Source organism: Cupriavidus sp. 2TAF22, assembly GCF_052115045.1.
Lineage (GTDB): Bacteria > Pseudomonadota > Gammaproteobacteria > Burkholderiales > Burkholderiaceae > Cupriavidus.
Genome location: NZ_JBFRFX010000045.1, coordinates 38,548 through 56,171 on the forward strand (window position 1 = coordinate 38,548; position 17,624 = coordinate 56,171).

At 66.7% G+C, this 17,624-nt stretch carries 14 protein-coding genes; 7 read left to right on the forward strand and 7 right to left on the reverse strand.

Features of this window, described 5'->3' with window-relative positions; genetic code table 11:
- Nucleotides 1-23 precede the first annotated feature (23 nt).
- The 6 genes from AB4Z48_RS34110 to AB4Z48_RS34135 all read left to right on the forward strand — a co-directional run bounded on the left by AB4Z48_RS34110 (nt 24) and on the right by AB4Z48_RS34135 (nt 8,529).
- Nucleotides 24-1,016 (forward strand): tripartite tricarboxylate transporter substrate binding protein, encoded by a 993-nt coding sequence (locus tag AB4Z48_RS34110; protein ID WP_441622245.1) that lies wholly within the window; start codon nt 24-26, stop codon nt 1,014-1,016.
- A gap of 83 nt (nt 1,017-1,099) precedes the next feature.
- The gene (locus AB4Z48_RS34115; RefSeq protein WP_441622247.1) at nt 1,100-1,879 is read left to right on the forward strand and encodes an enoyl-CoA hydratase/isomerase family protein; all 780 of its coding nucleotides are present in this window, start codon (nt 1,100-1,102) and stop codon (nt 1,877-1,879) included.
- A gap of 99 nt (nt 1,880-1,978) precedes the next feature.
- Entirely contained in the window at nt 1,979-3,139 is a 1,161-nt protein-coding gene (locus AB4Z48_RS34120) for an acyl-CoA dehydrogenase family protein (RefSeq protein ID WP_441622279.1), read from the forward strand.
- Nucleotides 3,140-3,654: 515 nt separating this feature from the next.
- Nucleotides 3,655-5,577 carry a PrkA family serine protein kinase gene (locus tag AB4Z48_RS34125; protein WP_441622249.1) on the forward strand — a complete coding sequence of 641 codons (1,923 nt, stop codon included), beginning with the start codon at nt 3,655-3,657 and terminating at the stop codon, nt 5,575-5,577.
- Nucleotides 5,578-5,614: 37 nt separating this feature from the next.
- Nucleotides 5,615-6,892 carry a YeaH/YhbH family protein gene (locus AB4Z48_RS34130; protein WP_441622251.1) on the forward strand — a complete coding sequence of 426 codons (1,278 nt, stop codon included), beginning with the start codon at nt 5,615-5,617 and terminating at the stop codon, nt 6,890-6,892.
- 110 nt (nt 6,893-7,002) lie between these two features.
- Entirely contained in the window at nt 7,003-8,529 is a 1,527-nt protein-coding gene (locus AB4Z48_RS34135; RefSeq protein ID WP_441622253.1) for a SpoVR family protein, read from the forward strand.
- A 106-nt stretch (nt 8,530-8,635) separates the two neighbouring features.
- Here the strand turns inward: AB4Z48_RS34135 and AB4Z48_RS34140 are convergent, their stop codons facing one another.
- The 6 genes from AB4Z48_RS34140 to AB4Z48_RS34165 form a co-directional block, all read right to left on the reverse strand.
- Nucleotides 8,636-9,535, reverse strand: coding sequence for a MipA/OmpV family protein (locus tag AB4Z48_RS34140; RefSeq protein WP_441622255.1), 900 nt, complete (start codon nt 9,533-9,535; stop codon nt 8,636-8,638).
- A 324-nt stretch (nt 9,536-9,859) separates the two neighbouring features.
- Entirely contained in the window at nt 9,860-10,867 is a 1,008-nt protein-coding gene (locus tag AB4Z48_RS34145; protein WP_441622257.1) for an acyl-CoA dehydrogenase family protein, read from the reverse strand.
- A gap of 14 nt (nt 10,868-10,881) precedes the next feature.
- Nucleotides 10,882-12,042: an acyl-CoA dehydrogenase family protein gene (locus AB4Z48_RS34150; RefSeq protein WP_441622259.1), complete on the reverse strand. Its 1,161-nt coding sequence runs from the start codon at nt 12,040-12,042 to the stop codon at nt 10,882-10,884.
- Nucleotides 12,043-12,079: 37 nt separating this feature from the next.
- On the reverse strand, nt 12,080-13,030 hold the full coding sequence (locus tag AB4Z48_RS34155; protein ID WP_441622281.1) for a Bug family tripartite tricarboxylate transporter substrate binding protein: 951 nt from the start codon (nt 13,028-13,030) through the stop codon (nt 12,080-12,082).
- Nucleotides 13,031-13,160: 130 nt separating this feature from the next.
- Entirely contained in the window at nt 13,161-13,622 is a 462-nt protein-coding gene (locus AB4Z48_RS34160) for a MaoC family dehydratase (RefSeq protein WP_441622261.1), read from the reverse strand.
- Between the two features lie 141 nt (nt 13,623-13,763).
- On the reverse strand, nt 13,764-14,969 hold the full coding sequence (locus tag AB4Z48_RS34165; protein ID WP_441622263.1) for a CaiB/BaiF CoA transferase family protein: 1,206 nt from the start codon (nt 14,967-14,969) through the stop codon (nt 13,764-13,766).
- Nucleotides 14,970-15,125: 156 nt separating this feature from the next.
- Here AB4Z48_RS34165 and AB4Z48_RS34170 point away from each other — a divergent pair, with 156 nt between their 5' ends.
- Entirely contained in the window at nt 15,126-16,019 is an 894-nt protein-coding gene (locus tag AB4Z48_RS34170; RefSeq protein WP_441622265.1) for a LysR family transcriptional regulator, read from the forward strand.
- 69 nt (nt 16,020-16,088) lie between these two features.
- Here AB4Z48_RS34170 and AB4Z48_RS34175 read toward each other — a convergent pair whose 3' ends face one another.
- Nucleotides 16,089-17,240: a helix-turn-helix transcriptional regulator gene (locus AB4Z48_RS34175; protein ID WP_441622267.1), complete on the reverse strand. Its 1,152-nt coding sequence runs from the start codon at nt 17,238-17,240 to the stop codon at nt 16,089-16,091.
- Between the last annotated feature and the right edge of the window lie 384 nt (nt 17,241-17,624).

A 17,624-nucleotide genomic window follows, 5' to 3' on the forward strand; every position in this document is an offset into this window, starting at 1 on the left:
CGAAACGAATGGGGGAGACAACGATGAAGGCAACTCGGCGAACCTGGCTGGGCCAGGCGGCGGCACTCGGCGGCGGTGCGCTGCTGGGCGGATGGCAACTGCCGGTGCTGGCGCAGGGCAACTACCCGGCCAGGCCCCTCCGCATGGTGGTGCCGTATCCGGCCGGCGGCGGCACCGACACCGTGGCGCGCATGATCGGCCAGCGCCTGACCGAAGCCTGGGGCCAGCCCGTGGTGGTGGACAACAAGCCCGGCGCCAGCGGCATGCTGGGCAACGATATCGTCGCCAAGGCGGCTCCGGACGGCTACACGGTGCTGCTCGGCATCACCGCCATGATCCAGTCTCCGAGCCTGTACAAGCGCATTCCGTACGACGTGGCGCGCGATTTCCAGCCCGTCTCGCTGCTGGCGCGGTCGTCCGACCTGTTCGTGGTGCCCAACCGGGTGCCGGCCAGCACCCTGGCGGAGTTCGTGGCCCTGGCCAAGGCCAGCCCCGGCAAGCTCAGCTACGGTTCCTACGGCAACGGCACTTCCTCGCACCTGCACGGCGAACTGCTCAAGATGCAGGCCGGGCTGGACCTGGCGCATATCCCGTACAAGGGCGCCGCGCCACTGATGAGCGACGTGCTGGGCGGGCAGGTGGATTCGGCTTTCGTCGATGTGACGTCCGCGAACAGCTATTTAAATAGCGGCAAATTCAAGATCCTGGCCATCACCGGCGCGCAGCGCTACAAATCCATCCCCGCGGTGCCCACTTTTGCCGAGGCAGGCTTTGCCGGCTTCGAGCCGAGCGGCTGGTTCTCCGTGTTCCTGCCGGCCAAGACGCCGCGCGACGTGGTGAACAAGATGTCGGCCGAGATCGGGCGCATCGTGCGCCTGCCCGAGATCTCGCAGAAGCTGGCGGCGATGGGCCTGCAGCCGGTGGGATCGTCGGCCGAGGAGCTGGCTTCGGTGATCGCCACCGATACGCCCAAGTGGGCGCGCATTGTCCAGGACGCGCACATCCAGCTCGACTGAGCGGCCGCGCCAAGTCTGCGGGCGCCGTCGTCGGGCGCCTTATCCGATACATCATCGCTTGTCTGATACTGAAGGAATCCGCCATGGAGACCATCCGCTACGCCGTCGCTGACGGCATTGCCACCCTGACCCTGGACTACCCGAAGCGCAAGAACGCGCTTAACGGCACCATGCGCCGCGAAATCGGCGACGTGGTCCACCAGCTCCGCCAGGACAGCAGCGTGCGCGCCCTGATCCTCACCGGCGCGGGCACGGACTTCTGCTCGGGCGGCGACATCAGTTCGATGCAGGGCGACATCAGTGCCGACCAGGGCCGCCAGCGCCTGGCGGCGATCCATCCCTGGCTGGAAGACCTGATCCACCTCGACCGCCCGGTCATCGCCGCGGTGGACGGCGCGGCCTACGGCGCCGGCTTCAGCCTGGCCCTGGTGGCCGACATCATCCTGGCCACGCCGCGCGCGCGCTTCGGGCTGCCGTTCCTGCGGCTGGGCCTGATCCCGGATTGCGGCGTGTTCTACACGCTGCCGCGCATGATCGGCCTGCAGCGTGCCAAGGCGCTGATGTTCTCGATGCGCGAACTCAGTGCGCAGGCGGCACTGGAGCAGGGCATCGTGATGGAGATCGTGCCCGAGGATGCACTACAGGCGCGCGCGCTGGCGCTGGCCTCGGCTTTCACCGAGGCATCGCCGGTGGCGGTGGCGCTGACCAAGAAGGCGCTCAACGCCTCGCTCAACCAGGACCTGCACAGCATGCTGGAGATGGAGGCGGACGGCCAGGGCATTGCGTTCGCCACCGACTACCGCAAGGAGGCCGCCACGCGATTCCTGGAGAAACAGCCCCCGCGTTATCGCTGGCCGGACTGACCGCCCGCAGAAGGTATGGCGACGCATTACTGCGCGCCGAAGAACCAATCCCCCTCGGAGACGAAGACCAATATGAAAGCCACGGACAAGAATACGGCGATGGCGGCACGCAAGGTGCCCTGGATGAACGAAGAGCTGACGATGTTTCAGGACACCGTGCGGCGTTTCGTCGAGCGCGAGCTGGTGCCGAACGAAGCGCGCTGGGCCGAGCGCGGCTATATCGACCGCGAGGTCTGGAACCGGGCCGGGGAAGTCGGCCTGCTGTGCGCCAGCATTCCCGAGGAGTACGGCGGCGGCGGCGGGAACTTTGCTCACGAGGCCGTAATCTGTAACGAAATGGCCCGTGCCATTGCCACCAGCCTTGGCAATGGCGTGCACAGCGGCATCGTGGCCCATTACTTGCTCAACTACGGCACCGAGGCGCAGAAGCGCAAATGGCTGCCGCAGATGGCTTCTGGCGCCATGGTGGCCGCCATCGCCATGTCGGAGCCCGGCGCGGGGTCCGACCTCAAGTCAGTACGCACCCGCGCGGTGCGTGAAAAGAACCAGAACGGAGACATCTATCGCATCAACGGTGCAAAGACCTTTATTACGAACGGCTACCACGCCGACCTGATCTGCGTAGTGGCCAAGACCGATGCCGAAGCCGGCTCGCGCGGGGTCTCGCTCATCATGGTCGAGACCCGTGACCTGGCAGGCTTCAGGCGCGGCCGCATCCTGGAAAAAATCGGACAGAAAGGGCAGGACACCGCGGAGCTGTTCTTCGACGATGTCTGCGTGCCGGTGGAAAACCTGCTTGGTGCAGAGGAGGGACAGGGCTTCTATCAGTTGATGCAGCAGTTGCCGCAGGAACGCATGATCATCGCGCTCGGCGCGGTGGCGAGCATGCAGCGCGCCATCGAGCTGACGACGGAGTATGTGCGCGAGCGCCAGGTGTTCGGAAAACCGCTGATCGATATGCAGAACACGCGCTTCAAGCTGGCGGAGTGCAAGACCGAGGCAACCATTGCCGCGACCTTCGTCGACGATTGCATGATGCGCCTGCTCGCGGGCGAACTCGATGCGCCCACCGCGGCCATGGCCAAGTGGTGGTGCTCGCAGAAGAACTGCGAAATCATCGACGAATGCCTGCAGCTGCATGGCGGCTACGGCTACATGCTGGAGTACCCGATCGCGCGAATGTACGCCAACGCACGCGTGAGCAAGATCTACGGCGGCTCCAACGAGATCATGAAGGAGCTGGTGGCGCGCACGCTGTGACGCGCGCATGTGGCCGCCGATGTGGCGGCTTGTGTGGCCACCTGTGTGGCCACATGCGCGGTGCGGCGCGCGCATGCGCGCGGAGGTTGCGCAAGGCCCTCATGCCGACGTCGTAGGACGTTGGCTGTAGGCCTGCCCGCAATGCCCCGTGTGGCGCGGCTTGCAGGTTCTGGAGCGTGCCTCTGGTTACAAAACCAACTGTGCATGGAGAGCGGGAAAGGTGTAATGTGTGTCACAAGACATGGTCCAAATGCCCGTCGCGAGTGGGGCCTGGAGCAGCGGTACGGTGAGTCGAAACCTCTGTTGCGCGCTTGCAAAACCAGTTGCAGACGCAGTTGCAAAGTTCGTCAACCGGCTCTCAGCCTTCGCCGTTATTTGACTATGATGAAGTAAAGGCCTCGCAACATGGCCAGCACCGCCAAGCCGGGGTGGCGGAGCCGCAAATCGCTGGCGCGGGATCTTTGGATGTAGCGGTTGTGCCTTCGCCTCGGACGGGAATCTGACGGGAGTGAGGTATGGACATTTTCGGCCACTTCGCCACACGCTTCGAAGCTCGCAAGGAAGAGGAATACAGCATCCAGGAGTATCTGGATATCTGCAAGAAGGATCCTTCCGCCTACGCGACCGCGGCCGAGCGCATGCTCGCCGCCATCGGCCAGCCCGAACTGGTGGATACCCACCACGACCCGCGGCTGTCCCGCCTGTTCTTCAACAAGGTCATTAGGATCTATCCGGCCTTCCGCGAGTTCTACGGCATGGAGGACACGATCGAGCAGATCGTCGCCTTCTTCAAGCATGCCGCGCAAGGCCTCGAGGAACGCAAGCAGATCCTCTACCTGCTCGGCCCTCCCGGCGGGGGCAAGTCCTCGCTGGCGGAGAAACTCAAGGCCTTGATGGAGCAGATTCCCATCTACGCCTTGCAGGGCTCGCCCATCCATGAATCTCCGCTCGGGCTGTTCTCGCCCGAGGAAGACGGCAAGATCCTGGAAGAGGACTACGGCATTCCCGTACGCTATATCAACACCATCGCCTCGCCCTGGGCGGTCAAGCGCCTGCATGAGTTCAACGGCGACATCACGCGCTTCCGCGTGGTCAAGCTGCGCCCCTCCGTGCTTTCGCAGATCGCCATCTCCAAGACGGAGCCGGGCGACGAGAACAACCAGGACATCTCCTCGCTGGTCGGCAAGGTCGATATCCGCAAGCTCGAGGATTTCCCGCAGGATGATCCGGACGCTTACTCGTATTCCGGCGGGCTGTGCCTGGCCAACCGCGGGCTGCTCGAGTTCGTGGAAATGTTCAAGGCGCCCATCAAGGTCCTGCACCCGCTGCTGACCGCGACGCAGGAAGGCAACTACAAGGGTACCGAGGGCTTCGGCGCGATCCCGTTCGACGGCGTCATCCTGGCGCACTCGAACGAAGCCGAGTGGCAGACCTTCAAGGCCGACAAGAACAACGAGGCTTTCCTCGACCGTATCTACATCGTAAAGGTGCCGTATTGCCTGCGCGTGTCGGACGAGGTGAAGATCTACGACAAGCTGCTGCGCAGCAGTTCGCTGTCGGCCGCGCCGTGCGCGCCCAACACCCTGAAGATGATGGGGCAGTTCGCCGTGCTCACGCGCATCAAGGAGCCGGAGAATTCGAACATCTTCTCCAAGATGCGGGTGTATGACGGCGAAAGCCTGAAGGACGTCGACCCGAAGGCAAAGTCGTACCAGGAGTACCGCGACTACGCCGGCATCGACGAAGGCATGAACGGCCTGTCCACGCGCTTCGCGTTCAAGGTTCTGTCCAAGGTCTTCAACTTCGACAACACCGAGGTGGCCGCCAATCCGGTGCACCTGCTCTACGTGCTCGAACAGCAGATCGAGCGCGAGCAGTTCCCGCCGGAACAGGAAGCCAAGCTGCTGTCGTACATCAAGGAGTACCTGACCACGCCGTTCGTGGAGTTCATCGGCAAGGAGATCCAGACCGCCTACCTCGAGTCGTATTCCGAGTATGGACAGAACATCTTTGATCGCTACGTGGTGTTCGCCGACCTCTGGATACAGGACCAGGAATATCGCGACCCGAATACCGGAGAGATTCTCGACCGCAACGCACTGAACGACGAACTCGAGAAAGTGGAGAAGCCCGCGGGGATATCCAATCCCAAGGACTTCCGCAACGAGATCGTCAACTTCGTGCTGCGCGCGCGGGCCAACAACGCGGGGAAGAATCCTGCGTGGACCAGCTACGAGAAGCTGCGCATGGTGATCGAGAAGCGCATGTTCTCCACCACCGAAGACTTGCTGCCCGTGATCTCGTTCAACGCCAAGTCCTCCCGCGAGGACCAGGACAAGCACGCGAACTTCGTCAACCGCATGGTTGAGAAGGGCTACACGGCGAAGCAGGTCCGCCTACTTGTGGAGTGGTATTTGCGCGTCAGAAAATCATCGTAACGGCGCCTGGACGAGGCCTCTCCAAGAGGGCATGCATATGGCCACGGTCATCGATCGGCGCGAGAACGGCGGCAACAAGAGTGCCGTCAACCAGCAACGCTTCATCAAACGCTACCGCGAACAGATACGCCAGGCGGTAGCGAAGGCCGTGTCCGGCCGGAAGATCATGGACATCGAGCAGAGCGGCCAGGTGTCCATTCCGGTCAAGGACATCTCCGAACCCGCCTTCCACCACGGCCAGGGCGGCCGGCGGGAGTGGATCCACCCGGGCAACAAGAAGTTCATCCGGGGGGACAGCTTCGACCGCCAGCAGCAAGGCGGCGGCGGGGGCGGCTCGAAGGCCAGCGACTCGGGCGAGGGCGAGGACGATTTCGTCTTCACCCTGTCGCGCGAGGATTTCCTCAATTTCTTCTTCGAGGACATGGCGCTGCCGGACATGGCCAAGCGCCACCTTGCCAAGATCGCCGAGGTCCGCAAGGTGCGCGCCGGCTTTTCCATCGACGGCACGCCTTCCAACCTTTCCATCCTGCGCACCATGCGCAGCTCGCTCGGGCGCCGCATCGCGCTGTCCAGCCCTTACCAGAAAAAGCTCGACGTGCTCGAGCGGGAGTACGGCGAGGTACTGGAACAGGACGGGCCGTACTCGGCGCGCGCGCTCGAGATGATGAAGGAGATGCGTCACCTGCGCGCCTGCGTGGAGCGCGTGCCCTTCATCGAGAAACTCGACCTGCGCTACAACAACCGCGTGCTGAAGAAGCGGCCGCAGGCGCAGGCGGTCATGTTCTGCCTGATGGACGTGTCCGGCTCGATGGACGAGAGCCGCAAGGATCTCGCCAAGCGCTTCTTCATGCTCTTGTACCTTTTCCTCAAGCGCAACTACGAGCGCATCGACGTGGTGTTCATCCGCCATCACACGGTGGCCAAGGAAGTCAACGAGGAGGACTTCTTCCATTCGCGCGAATCCGGTGGTACGGTTGTATCCAGCGCGCTCAAGCTGATGGTCGAGGTGATCCACGACCGCTATCCGGCCAGCCAGTGGAATATCTACGTGGCGCAGGCATCCGACGGCGACAACTGGGCGGGCGATTCGGAGTTGTGCGGGCGCCTGCTGCGCGAGTCCATCCTGCCACTGGTGCAGTACTACGCCTATGTGGAGGTGGCTTCGGAGGAACCGCAGAATCTCTGGGAAGAGTATCTGATGGTCAGGGACCGGTACGAGAACTTCGCCATGCAGCGCATCATCGGGGCGGAGGAGATCTATCCCGTGCTGCACGACCTGTTCCAGAAGAAGGCGGCCTGGCCTGCGAGCCGCTGACGCGGAGCATGCCGGCGGCGAACGTGCCCGTCTCCCGCCCTGCGGGCAGCGGCACTGGTTCCAGTTGAGCAAGACGCGGGCGCACCCTTCACCCGCAACGGGGGTCGTAAATGGCATATCTGTCTACCGGCTCGGAGTGGACCTTCGAGCTGATCAACCGCTATGACCGCGAAATCGCCCGCATCGCAGGCGACTTCGGCCTGGATACTTATCCCAACCAGGTAGAAATCATCACCGCCGAACAGATGCTCGATGCCTACGCATCGTCCGGCCTGCCGGTTGGCTACAGCCACTGGTCCTACGGCAAGCATTTCCTCGCATCGGAGCGCAGCTACCAGCGCGGCCACATGGGGCTGGCGTACGAGATCGTCATCAACTCGAATCCGTGCATCGCCTACCTGATGGAAGAGAACACCATGCCCATGCAGGCGCTGACCATCGCGCACGCCTGCTATGGCCACAACTCTTTCTTCAAGGGCAACTACCTGTTCCGCACCTGGACCAATGCGGACGCCATCATCGATTACCTGCTGTTCGCCAAGAACTACGTGGCCGAGTGCGAGCAGCGCTATGGCGAGCAGGAGGTGGAGCTGCTGCTGGATTCCTGCCACGCCCTGCAGAACTACGGCGTGGACCGCTACAAGCGGCCCAAGAAGCTCTCCATCACCGAAGAGCAGGCGCGCCAGAACGAGCGCGAAAGCTACCTGCAGACGCAGGTCAACGATCTGTGGCGCACGCTGCCGAAGCACCGCGCGCACGCGCTCGAAGACGACGACGCCTTTGAGCGGGAACCGTCCTTTCCGCCAGAGCCGCAGGAGAACCTGCTGTACTTCATCGAGAAGAATGCGCCGAAGCTCGCACCCTGGCAGCGCGAGATCGTGCGCATCGTGCGCAAGATCGCGCAGTACTTCTACCCGCAGCGCCAGACCAAGGTCATGAACGAAGGCTGGGCCACGTTCTGGCACTACACCATCCTGCACCAGCTCTACGAGGAGGGCCTGGTCAACGACGCCTTCATGATGGAGTTGCTGCAGGCGCATACCAACGTGATCTACCAGCCGCCGTACAACAGCCCGTACTACAGCGGCCTGAATCCGTACACGGTCGGTTTCCTGATATTCCAGGACCTGCGCCGCATGTGCGAGAACCCGACCGAGGAAGATTACCGCTGGGCGCCGGAGTTCGCCGGCAGCGACTGGCGCAAGACGCTCGACTTCGCCATGCGCAACTTCAAGGACGAGAGCTTCCTGCTGCAGTTCCTGTCGCCGCGCGTGATCCGCGAGCTCAAGCTGTTCTCGGTGCTCGACGACGACCGCGAAGGCAAGCTGCGCGTGACCGCCATCCATAACGACGAGGGCTATCGCAATATCCGGCAGCTGCTGGCCAACCAGTACGACCTGTCGAACATGGAGCCGAACATCCAGATTACCAATGTGGATGTCGGCGGCGACCGCTCGCTGACGCTGCGGCACCTGCAGAACGACCGCCGTCCGCTGGCGCAGAACTTCGACGAGGTGATCCGCCACGTGACGCGGCTGTGGGGCTTCACGGTGCGGCTGGAGGTGGCCTACGAAGACGGCCGGCGCGAATCCAAGTACGAGTGCAAGCCCGAGCGCAGGCACCGCAAGGCGGCCTGAGCATCGCACGGGCGGGCCGGGCCCGCCCGGCCCCGCCAGCGCGACCCGCGCCGCGTGACAATGCCGGCGAATGCCGGCGCGGGCGCCCGGAACGCCCCCGGAGTGCTCAGAACTGATAGTTGAACGACATATCTCCCGAGAAGCTGGTGGCGCGCTGCACGACCGGACTGCTGGCGGCGCTGCCCACCAGCTGCGACACGCTGACGTCGCTCGTGACGAACCAATGCTTGTGGAAGAACCACATCGCGCTCAGGCCGGCGCCATAGGACTTGATGCCCGCGCCGGCGTTGTGCTGGGCATAGCCGGAGCGCGCCGACTRCTCTGCGCTGACGCCGAACCAGGTGTTCATGTAGCGCGAGTCCGCGAAGCTCATGGTAGGCCCGACGAACCAATAGAACTTCTCGGAGCTGCCCGGCAGCGGCAGATAGGCGCCGACGTCGCCGGTCCAGCCGTCGGCCCCGCCCATGGCGCGCCGGATATTGGCGCGGATCACCAGCGGGAATTCCTTCGAAACCACGTAGTCGACGAACACCTTGGCCTCTGGCGCAAAGTTGATGTTGCCCATGCCGCGCAGGTGATCGTGATCGTCAGCCTCGCGCCGGCCGATGTTGTAGGAGATGGCCAGGCCGGCACGCCAGTTTGGCGTGCTGACGAGGTTGACACCGATGCCCTCGCCGGTGGATGCGAAGAACAGGTCGCGATAGCGCACGTCCAGGGAGGGACCGCCCAGCACGTAGTAGTTCGAGGCGCCGTCATAGCGCGGGCGATAGATGGCGGCCGCGCCGATGCGCACCGCCCACGTCGGCGTTTCCGGCTCGAACATCTTTTCCAGCGGGATGCCGACCGAATACTGCCATTCCGGCGCCGGCGAAGGCGTCTGGGCGCGCGCTTGCGGCGCCAGCAGGAAAGCCATCGCGGCCACGATCGGGCTAAGCAGCGCAATGGCGGCAGACCGCCAGCGGCGGCAATACGCGGCGCCGGCAAGGCTTGCTTGGATTGTCGACACATCAGCCTCCGTATCCCGGTTGCGGGCAGACACCGAATCTCGGGTGGATCGGAACAACGTCGCCGGAGCGGGCACCGCAAGGATGCCGGCGACTTATCCTTTCATCGGCCGGCGCACTGCGTTACTTCCTCGAATCTCACTGTAGTGTAGGAGGTACTCTGATTCTGCGGTCTTGGCCATGCGGGCGATGGGAAAGGGACACACGCAGGCCCGGCTTTCCCGGACTGGCGCCGGGCCGGCGCCGCCGGGCAGGATGCGCCTGGGCGTGGCCTCCGGCGGGCATTTTCGCGCACCTTGGCCGCGCGGGCCTATGGCGGTTGCGGGCTAGGCTGCGTCCGTGCTCCAGCGCCGCGCGAGCGCGACCACGCCATCGCCGGGGGCGGCGCACACCGCCTCTCCGACCACCCGGCCCCAGTAGGTTTCCGTGCCGTCCGCCAGCCGCCAGGCATGCAGGCGGCGGGTGTAGAGTTGCAGGTCGTATTCCTCGGTGATGCCGATCGCGCCGTGCACGGCATGGGCGATGGCGGCCACCGGCGTGACGGCTTCGCTGGCGTTGAGCTTGCCGATGGCGGCGCGCAGCGGGTCCGGTCGCCACGCATTGTCCTGGCCGCCGCCCGCGCAGGCCAGTTGCGCGGCCATGCGCGCGGCGCCGACATGCTCGGCCATGACGCTGATCTGATGCTGGATGGCCTGGAACTTGCCGATGGCGCGGCCGAACTGCTGGCGGTCGTTGGCGTATCGCAGCGTGATGTCGAACACATGGGACATCGCGCCGGCCATCTGCGCGGCGTGCACGCAGGCGCCGATCTCGCGCAGGGCGCCGGCCGGCAGCATGAAGGCGTCCGGCCCTTGCGGCGCGGGTCGCGGCAGGATCACGGTCAGGTCGGCATGGGCGCCGGTGGCGCGCACTTGCGCCTGCGCGCGCGGCAGCAGTACGCAGCGCGCGCCTTCCTGCACCAGGAACCACGCCGCCGGCGCGCCGCCGGCGACCAGCGTGGTCTGCGCGTCATCGCCGTCGAAGCTCGCCAGCGCGATCGGGCCGGCGGGCACCGCGCGCCCCGCGGCGTGCAGCAGCGCGCGTGCGAACAGGGTCTGGCCCAGCGGCAGCGGCAGCGCGTGGCGCCCCAGCGCGAACAGCACCGGCGCCAGTTCCGCCAGCGGCAGGCCGGCGCCGCCGGCCTCCTCGGGCAGCAGGCAATCGGCGAAGCCGCTTTCCTGCAGCGCCTGCCAGAGCGGCTGCGGATCGCCGCCGCGTTCCACGGCGCGCACCACGGCGGGGGTACAACAGTCGCGCAGCAGGGCTTCGAGCGCGTCGGAATAAGCGTTATGCATGTGGGAACTCCGTATCAGCGCAGGCCAAGGCCCCGGGCGATCATGCCGCGCAGGATCTCGCGCGTGCCGCCGCGCAGCGAATAGGACGGTGCCACCTGGCTGACGTAGGCCAGGGTGCGGTACAGCTCGGCGTCGGCGGCCAGGTGCGGGTCGTCGCCGAGGGCGGCTTCCGCCAGCGCGGGGATGGACTGCTCGAATCCGGTGCCGAGGTCCTTGACCAGCGCGGCTTCCACCACCGGGCTTTCGCCCGCCGCCAGCCGCGCGGTGACCGCCAGCGACATGGTGCGCAGCACGGCCAGCCGCGCGGCCAGCCGGCCGATGGTGACGGTGTCGCGCCGGGCGGCCGGCGCGCGCCGCAGCGCGGCGATCCAGGTATCGAGCAGCACCACGCTGGAGTAGAGGCGCTCGGGTCCGCTGCGCTCGAAGGCCAGCTCGGCATTGACCTGCTCCCAGCCGCTGCCTTCCTTGCCGACCAGCGCGCCGGCCGGCAACAGCACGTCGTCGAAGCTGACCTCCGAGAAATGCGCGTCGCCCGCCAGGTCGTGGATGGGCCGCACCGTCACGCCCGGGGCGGACAGGTCCACGATGACCTGCGACAGGCCGCGCTGGCGGTCTTCCGCGCTGCCCGAGGTGCGCACCAGCGCCAGCATGTAATGGCAGCGGTCGGCATTGGTCGTCCAGATCTTGCGTCCGTTCAGGCGCCACGTGCCATCCTCCTGCGGCAGCGCGCGCGTAGCCACGCTGGCCAGGTCCGAGCCGGCATTGGGCTCGCTCATGCCGATGCAGAAGAAGGCCTCGCCGCGGCAGATGCGGGGCAGGTAGAAACGCTTCTGCGCATCGCTGCCGTAGCGCAGGATCAGCGGCCCGCTCTGGCGGTCGGCAATCCAGTGTGCAGAGACCGGCGCGCCGCAGGCCAGCAGCTCCTCCACCAGCACGAAGCGCGAGAACGGGTCGAGCCCGGCGCCGCCATATTGCGCGGGCAGCGTGATGCCCACCCAGCCGCGCCGCGCCAGCGCACGGCTGAAATCGGCGTTGAAGCCCATCCACGAGCGCGCCCGCGTCTCGGGTGGCAGCGGGGGCAGGTGCTCGGTCAGGAACGCCTTCACCTCTTGCCGGAAGGCGGCGGCGGCCGCGGGCAGGGCGGTAAGCTGGAACGTGTCGATCAGGGAAGTCAAAGCGAATCTCCGGGGATGCGGCTGGCCAGGCGGCGGGTCAGTCCAGCGTCACGCCGGAATCCTTCACCACCTTCTGCCAGCGGTCGATCTCCTGGGCCAGGTAGCGGCCGTAGGCGTCCGGGCTGCTGCCGCGCGGCTCGGCGCCCTGCGCCGCCAGGCTGGCGCGCACATCGGGCGCGGCCAGGGCCTGCTGCGTGGCGGCGTTGAGCTTGCGCACCACCTCGGCCGGGGTCCTGGCCGGCACCAGCATGCCCTGCCACGCGCCCACTTCGAAGCCCGGCATCACGGTCTCGGCCACGGTCGGCACGTCGGGCAACTGCGAGCTGCGCGACATGCTGGTCACCGCCAGCGCCTTCATGCGCTTGTCGCGGATGAACGGCAGCGAGGAGTTGATGGTGTCGGTCATGAACTGCACCTGGCCGCCGGCCAGGTCGGTCAGCGCCGGCGCGCTGCCCTTGTACGGCGCGTGCACCGCCGACAGCCCGTTGGCCTGCAGGAACAGGAAGGCGGCGAGGTGGGTCACGTTGCCGTTGCCGGCCGAGCCATAGGTCAGCTTGCCCGGGTTGGCTTTCAGGTAGTGGATGAACTCGCCGAGGTTGGCGGCCGGTACCTGCGCGTTGACTTCGAGCACCAGCGGCACCATCGCCGTCATCGCCACCGGGGCGAAGTCGCGCTTCACGTCGTAGGACAGCTTCTTGTACAGCGCCGGGCTCAGCGCGATCGACGAGGTGTTGTAGAGCACCGTGTAGCCGTCCGCCGGCGACTTGGCGACCAGCTCGGCGGCGATATTGCCGTTGGCGCCCGGCCGGTTGTCCACCAGCACCTGCTGGCCCAGTTCGTCCGACATCTTCCTGGCGATGACGCGCGACACCAGGTCGGTCGGCCCGCCCGGCGGGAACGGCACCACCAGCCTGACCGGGTGCGCGGGGTAGTCCGTTGCCGCGCAGGCCGGCCCGGCGGCCAGGCCAAGCGCCAGGAGGACCGGCAGGAGCGGCGGCAGGCCGCGTGCGGGACGTGCCGGCTTGCCGCCGATGCCGGTGCCGGTGCCAGTGCCAGTGCCAGTGCAATTGCTCGTTTCTTTGTCTTGTTTTTTCACTCTGTCTCCTCCGGTTTGGCCGCTATCGCCCCGCCAGCAGGCGCCTGGCGGTGTACTTCATGACCAGCTCGTTGCGCTGGTTGAATACCTCGATGGCCGAGTCCACCACCGCGCGCCCGCTGCGCGAGGTGGGGCGGATGTCGCCCACCGTGACCGTGGCCCAGATCGTGTCGCCCACCACCACAGGCGCCAGGATCTTCTGGGTCAGCTCGAGCATGGCCAGTCCGGTGCCCTGGATCATGGTCTGCAGGATGAAGCCCTCGATCAGCGCATAGGTGAGCGCGGCCGGCACCGGCCGTCCCTGGATGGCGCTGCCCTCGTAGCCCTTTTCGATGAAGATGGCTTCCAGCATGCCGGTGACCGAGATGAAGTTGACCAGGTCGGTCTCGGTCACGGTGCGGCGGAAGGTCTCGAAGGTCTGGCCTTCCTTGATGTCCTGCCAGTAAAAGCCCTGGCCGAGGCGGGGGTAGTGGGTATGCGGCACGGCGTCTCCTGGTGATGGCCGGCCCGTGTGGCCGGCATCCTTTATGTTAGGAGTGGATGGAGCGGAAGATGGAACTGTGCTGTCCGGCACCGCTTCCGGGCTTGCGTTCAGGGTCTCTGCCATGATCCGGGCGCCGGTTTCTCAGGCCTCGGCGGCCGGCGCGCAGTATGCCGCGCCGGCTTGCCCAAGCGCGTCGATCTGCGTTTCGCTCAGCCCTGCCTCGCCCAGCAGGCCGCGGGTATGCTGGCCCAGCCGCGGGGGCAGGCCGGGCACCGCGCGCTGGCCGTCGAAGCGCACCGGCGCGCCGGGAAAGCGTAGCGTGCCCATGGCCGGATCCTCCAGCGTGTCGAAGAATCCGGTGGCCTGCAGGTGCGGGTCGTCCACGAGATCGTCCAGCCCATTCACGCGGGCGACTGGGATCTGCAGGGTCTCGCACAGCGCCAGCCACGCGTCGGTGGTGCGCGCGCGCACGATTTCGCCGGTCAGCTCGTAGAGCGTCTCGATATGCTGCGTGCGCGCGGCGATGCCGGCAAAGCGCGCATCGGCCGCCAGGTCCGGGCGGCCGGCGGCGGTGAAGAAGTCACGCCAGTGCGCATCGGTGTACGGCATCATGCAGACGTGACCGTCGGCGGTCTGGTAAGGCCGGCGCAGCGGGGCCAGCACGCGCGGATAGCCGGTCGGGCCGCGCGGCGGCTCGAAGTGCTGTCCATACAGGTGTTCGACCAGGTTGAAGGCCGTCATCGACTCGAACATCGGCACTTCCACCAGCGTGCCCTTGCCGCCCTGGCGCTCGCGCCCGGCCAGCGCCGCCGCGATCGACAGCGCCGCCACCAGGCCGCTGGTCTTGTCGGCGGCGATGGTGGGGAAGTAGCGCACGGTGCCGGTCTGCGCCGCCATCAGGGCGGCGTTGCCGGACAGCCCCTGGATGATGTCGTCGTAGGCCGGGCGGCCGCCGTAGGGGCCGTCTTCGGCAAAGCCCAGCAGGCTCACGTAGACCAGGCGGGGATGGCGCGCCATCACGGCGGCGGGGTCCAGCCCCAGTCCCGCGAGCTTCTGCGGGCGCATGCTGTGCACGAATACGTCCGCGCTTGCCAGCAGCCGCTCCAGCGCGGCCTGCGCGGCCGGCTGCTTGAGGTTGAGCACCACGCTTTTCTTGCTGCGGTTGACGCCGAGGAAGATGGCCGACATGCCGTCCTCGGCAGCCGGGCCGGTGTGCCGCGTGGAATCGCCCCCGGGCGGCTCCACCTTGATCACTTCGGCGCCCAGGTCGGCCAGCCACTGGCTGGCATAGGGGCCCATCACGACCGTGGAAAGGTCGATCACGCGCACGCCTGAGAGAGGCAACATGCTGGACGGTCTCCTGATCTGTTCTGTGTCTTTTCCGGCGCCCGGCAGGCCAGGCCTGCGCGGCCGGCGCGACATCGGATGGCAACAGGGTAGATCAGGCGAGAGCTTTGCGTCTAATATTAGATTTTTAGTATCCGATACGTCTGGGATATCACCGTGGACCTGCGCCAGCTCCAGCAGTTCGTCGCTCTCGCCGAGACCGGCAACTTCCACCGCGCCGCCGAGCGCCTGCACATGGCGCAACCGCCGCTATCGATCTCGATCCGCAAGCTGGAGGACTCGCTCGGCACCCCGCTGTTCGTGCGCACGTCGCGCGGCGTGCGGCTCACGCAGGCGGGCGAGGCCGCGCTGCACGACGCGCGCCGCGCGCTGTTCCATGCGGCGCAGGCACGCGCGGCCGCGGTGGCCGCGGCCCATGGCGAACGCGGCGCGCTGCGGGTGGGCTTTGTCGGCTCGGCCACTTATGCGCTGCTGCCCAGGCTGATCCCGGCCTTTCGGGCAGCCCATCCGGGTATCGAGCTGATCCTGCACGAATCCACCTCGGCGTCGATCCTGGAGCGGCTCGAGCGCCACCAGCTCGATGCCGGGCTGGTGCGCTTCCCGATCCTCCAGGCTGGCGGCTACACGCTGATGCCGCTGGAGACCGACGAGTTCGTGGCCGCGGTACCGGCCGACAGCGAATTCGCGCAGCAGGACACCGTAGCGCTCAAGGCGCTGGCGGCAGAGCCCTTCATCATGCATCCGAGCGCCGATGTGCCCAACCTGCAGGCCATCGCCATGCTGCTGTGCCAGCAGGCCGGCTTCGTGCCGCGCGTGACGCAGGAAGCGGTGCAGGTGCAGACCATCATCAGCCTGGTGGAAAGCGGGCTGGGCGTGGCGCTGGTGCCCAGCGTGGCGGCGCGCTATGTCAACCGCCGCGTGCGCTTCCTGCGCCTGAGCAGCCCGCGTCCGTCGGCGCGCATCGGCATCGCGCTGGCCACGCCCGCCGACAGCGACGACCGGCAGGTCCAGCGGCTGATGGCGGTGGCGAGGCAGACAGCCGCGGCTTAGCGGCCTTGGGGGAGGATGTCCGGCAGAAGCCGTGACCGGGAAGGGGGCGGGCGCGGGGCGGGCGCGGGCTCAGGCCGGCGGCGCGCCGCGCGCCGGCGCCACCCGCTCCAGCGCCACGCCCGGCAGCAGATGCAGCAGCCGCACCAGCTCGCTCTGGCGATGCGTGCCGGTCTTGCGCAGGATGTCGCGGATATGCACGCGTACGGTGTGGGGGGAGACGAACTCGTGCTCGGCGATCTCGCTGAGGGTCTCGCCGGCGGCAAGCCGGATGGCGACCAGGCTTTCCTTGCGCGACAGGCCGAACAGCGAGGTCAGCACCGAGCTGTCCAGCACCGAGCGCGACTCGGAATTGCCCATCAGCACCATGGCGAACGGCAGTTGCCAGGGGCCCTCCACCGGCTGGCGCGAAACCAGCGGCAGCACGATGATGGGCACCGGCTGGCCGCCCGACGTGATATGCATCCAGGAGCCCGCCGCGCGCTCGGGCCCGTGTGGCTGCATGGCGCGTTCGAGCAGCTTGTGCAGGGTGGCTTGCAGCGCCGGCTCGCGCGGCCGGAGCACGCCATTGTCCAGCGCGAGCTGGCTGTCGGCCTGCACCAGCGCCTCCGCCCAGATATTGGCGTAGCGCACGCGCATGTCGGCCTGCAGCACCATCACGCCGAAGTCGAGCGTATCGAGCCCGGCCAGGCCGAGCGCCGCCAGGCCGCTCAGTTCGGCATTGCGCTGCTGCATGCGCGCGGCGCGGGCCCAGTGCGGCAGCACGCGGGCCAGGCGGCTGCGGCGGTGCGCGGAGCCTTCCATGCCGTCGAAGCGGATATCCGGGGACTGGCCGTCGCCCGATCCGCCCATCAGCACGCACACCTCTTCGGTATCGAGCAGGCGTACGCCGCGTTCGAGATCGGCGCCGTGCGCGTAGTGCGATGCGTCCTCCATGGGGCCGCCGGCATGGGCACCGGCCAGTGCGTGCGACGGCAGGGTGGCCAGCGCGCGGAGGTCTTCGGGGATATGCGCGCCCTGCGCCGAGAAGCAGCCGTGCGGGGTCACGCCGAGCCGCGCGCGCCCGGCCACCTTGTCCCAGACCAGGTAATGCGGGCTCTCGGTGCCGGTGTAGCGCGAGAAGAGGTCGAGCGCCTGCGGCATGGCCGTGACGTCGAGCGCGGACTCGTAGATCGAATCGATCAGGCGGTGAAGATCTTCATCCGCCGACGGATGTTCGCCCATGGTGTTTCTCCCCGGTGGCTTGCGCCAGTTCTGCCAAGTACTCTCTATTATTTTTGGTTTGCTGGTACGGCTGGCTCGTGTCGGCCGGCTTCACTGTGGCCATCGCCACCGGACGGGATTGGCCCGCCGCACATGGCGAAATCCGGGCTGCCCGCGTTACCGCGTAGCGGCATTATGCGCATCGGTGCATAACTTCGCAAATTGCGAATGTTGTTTCCCCGATGCATATGAATTTTTCAGCGCTGAAATATATCTTCGGCGTAACATGGGGCACGGACCGTACCCGTTTCTGCGTACACGCGAAGCCCGGCCGGCGCTCAGCCATTCCCGGGTGCGCTCGCCGGCAGCGCGGCGGCGGCCGCGCCGGCCTGCGCGGCCTGGGCG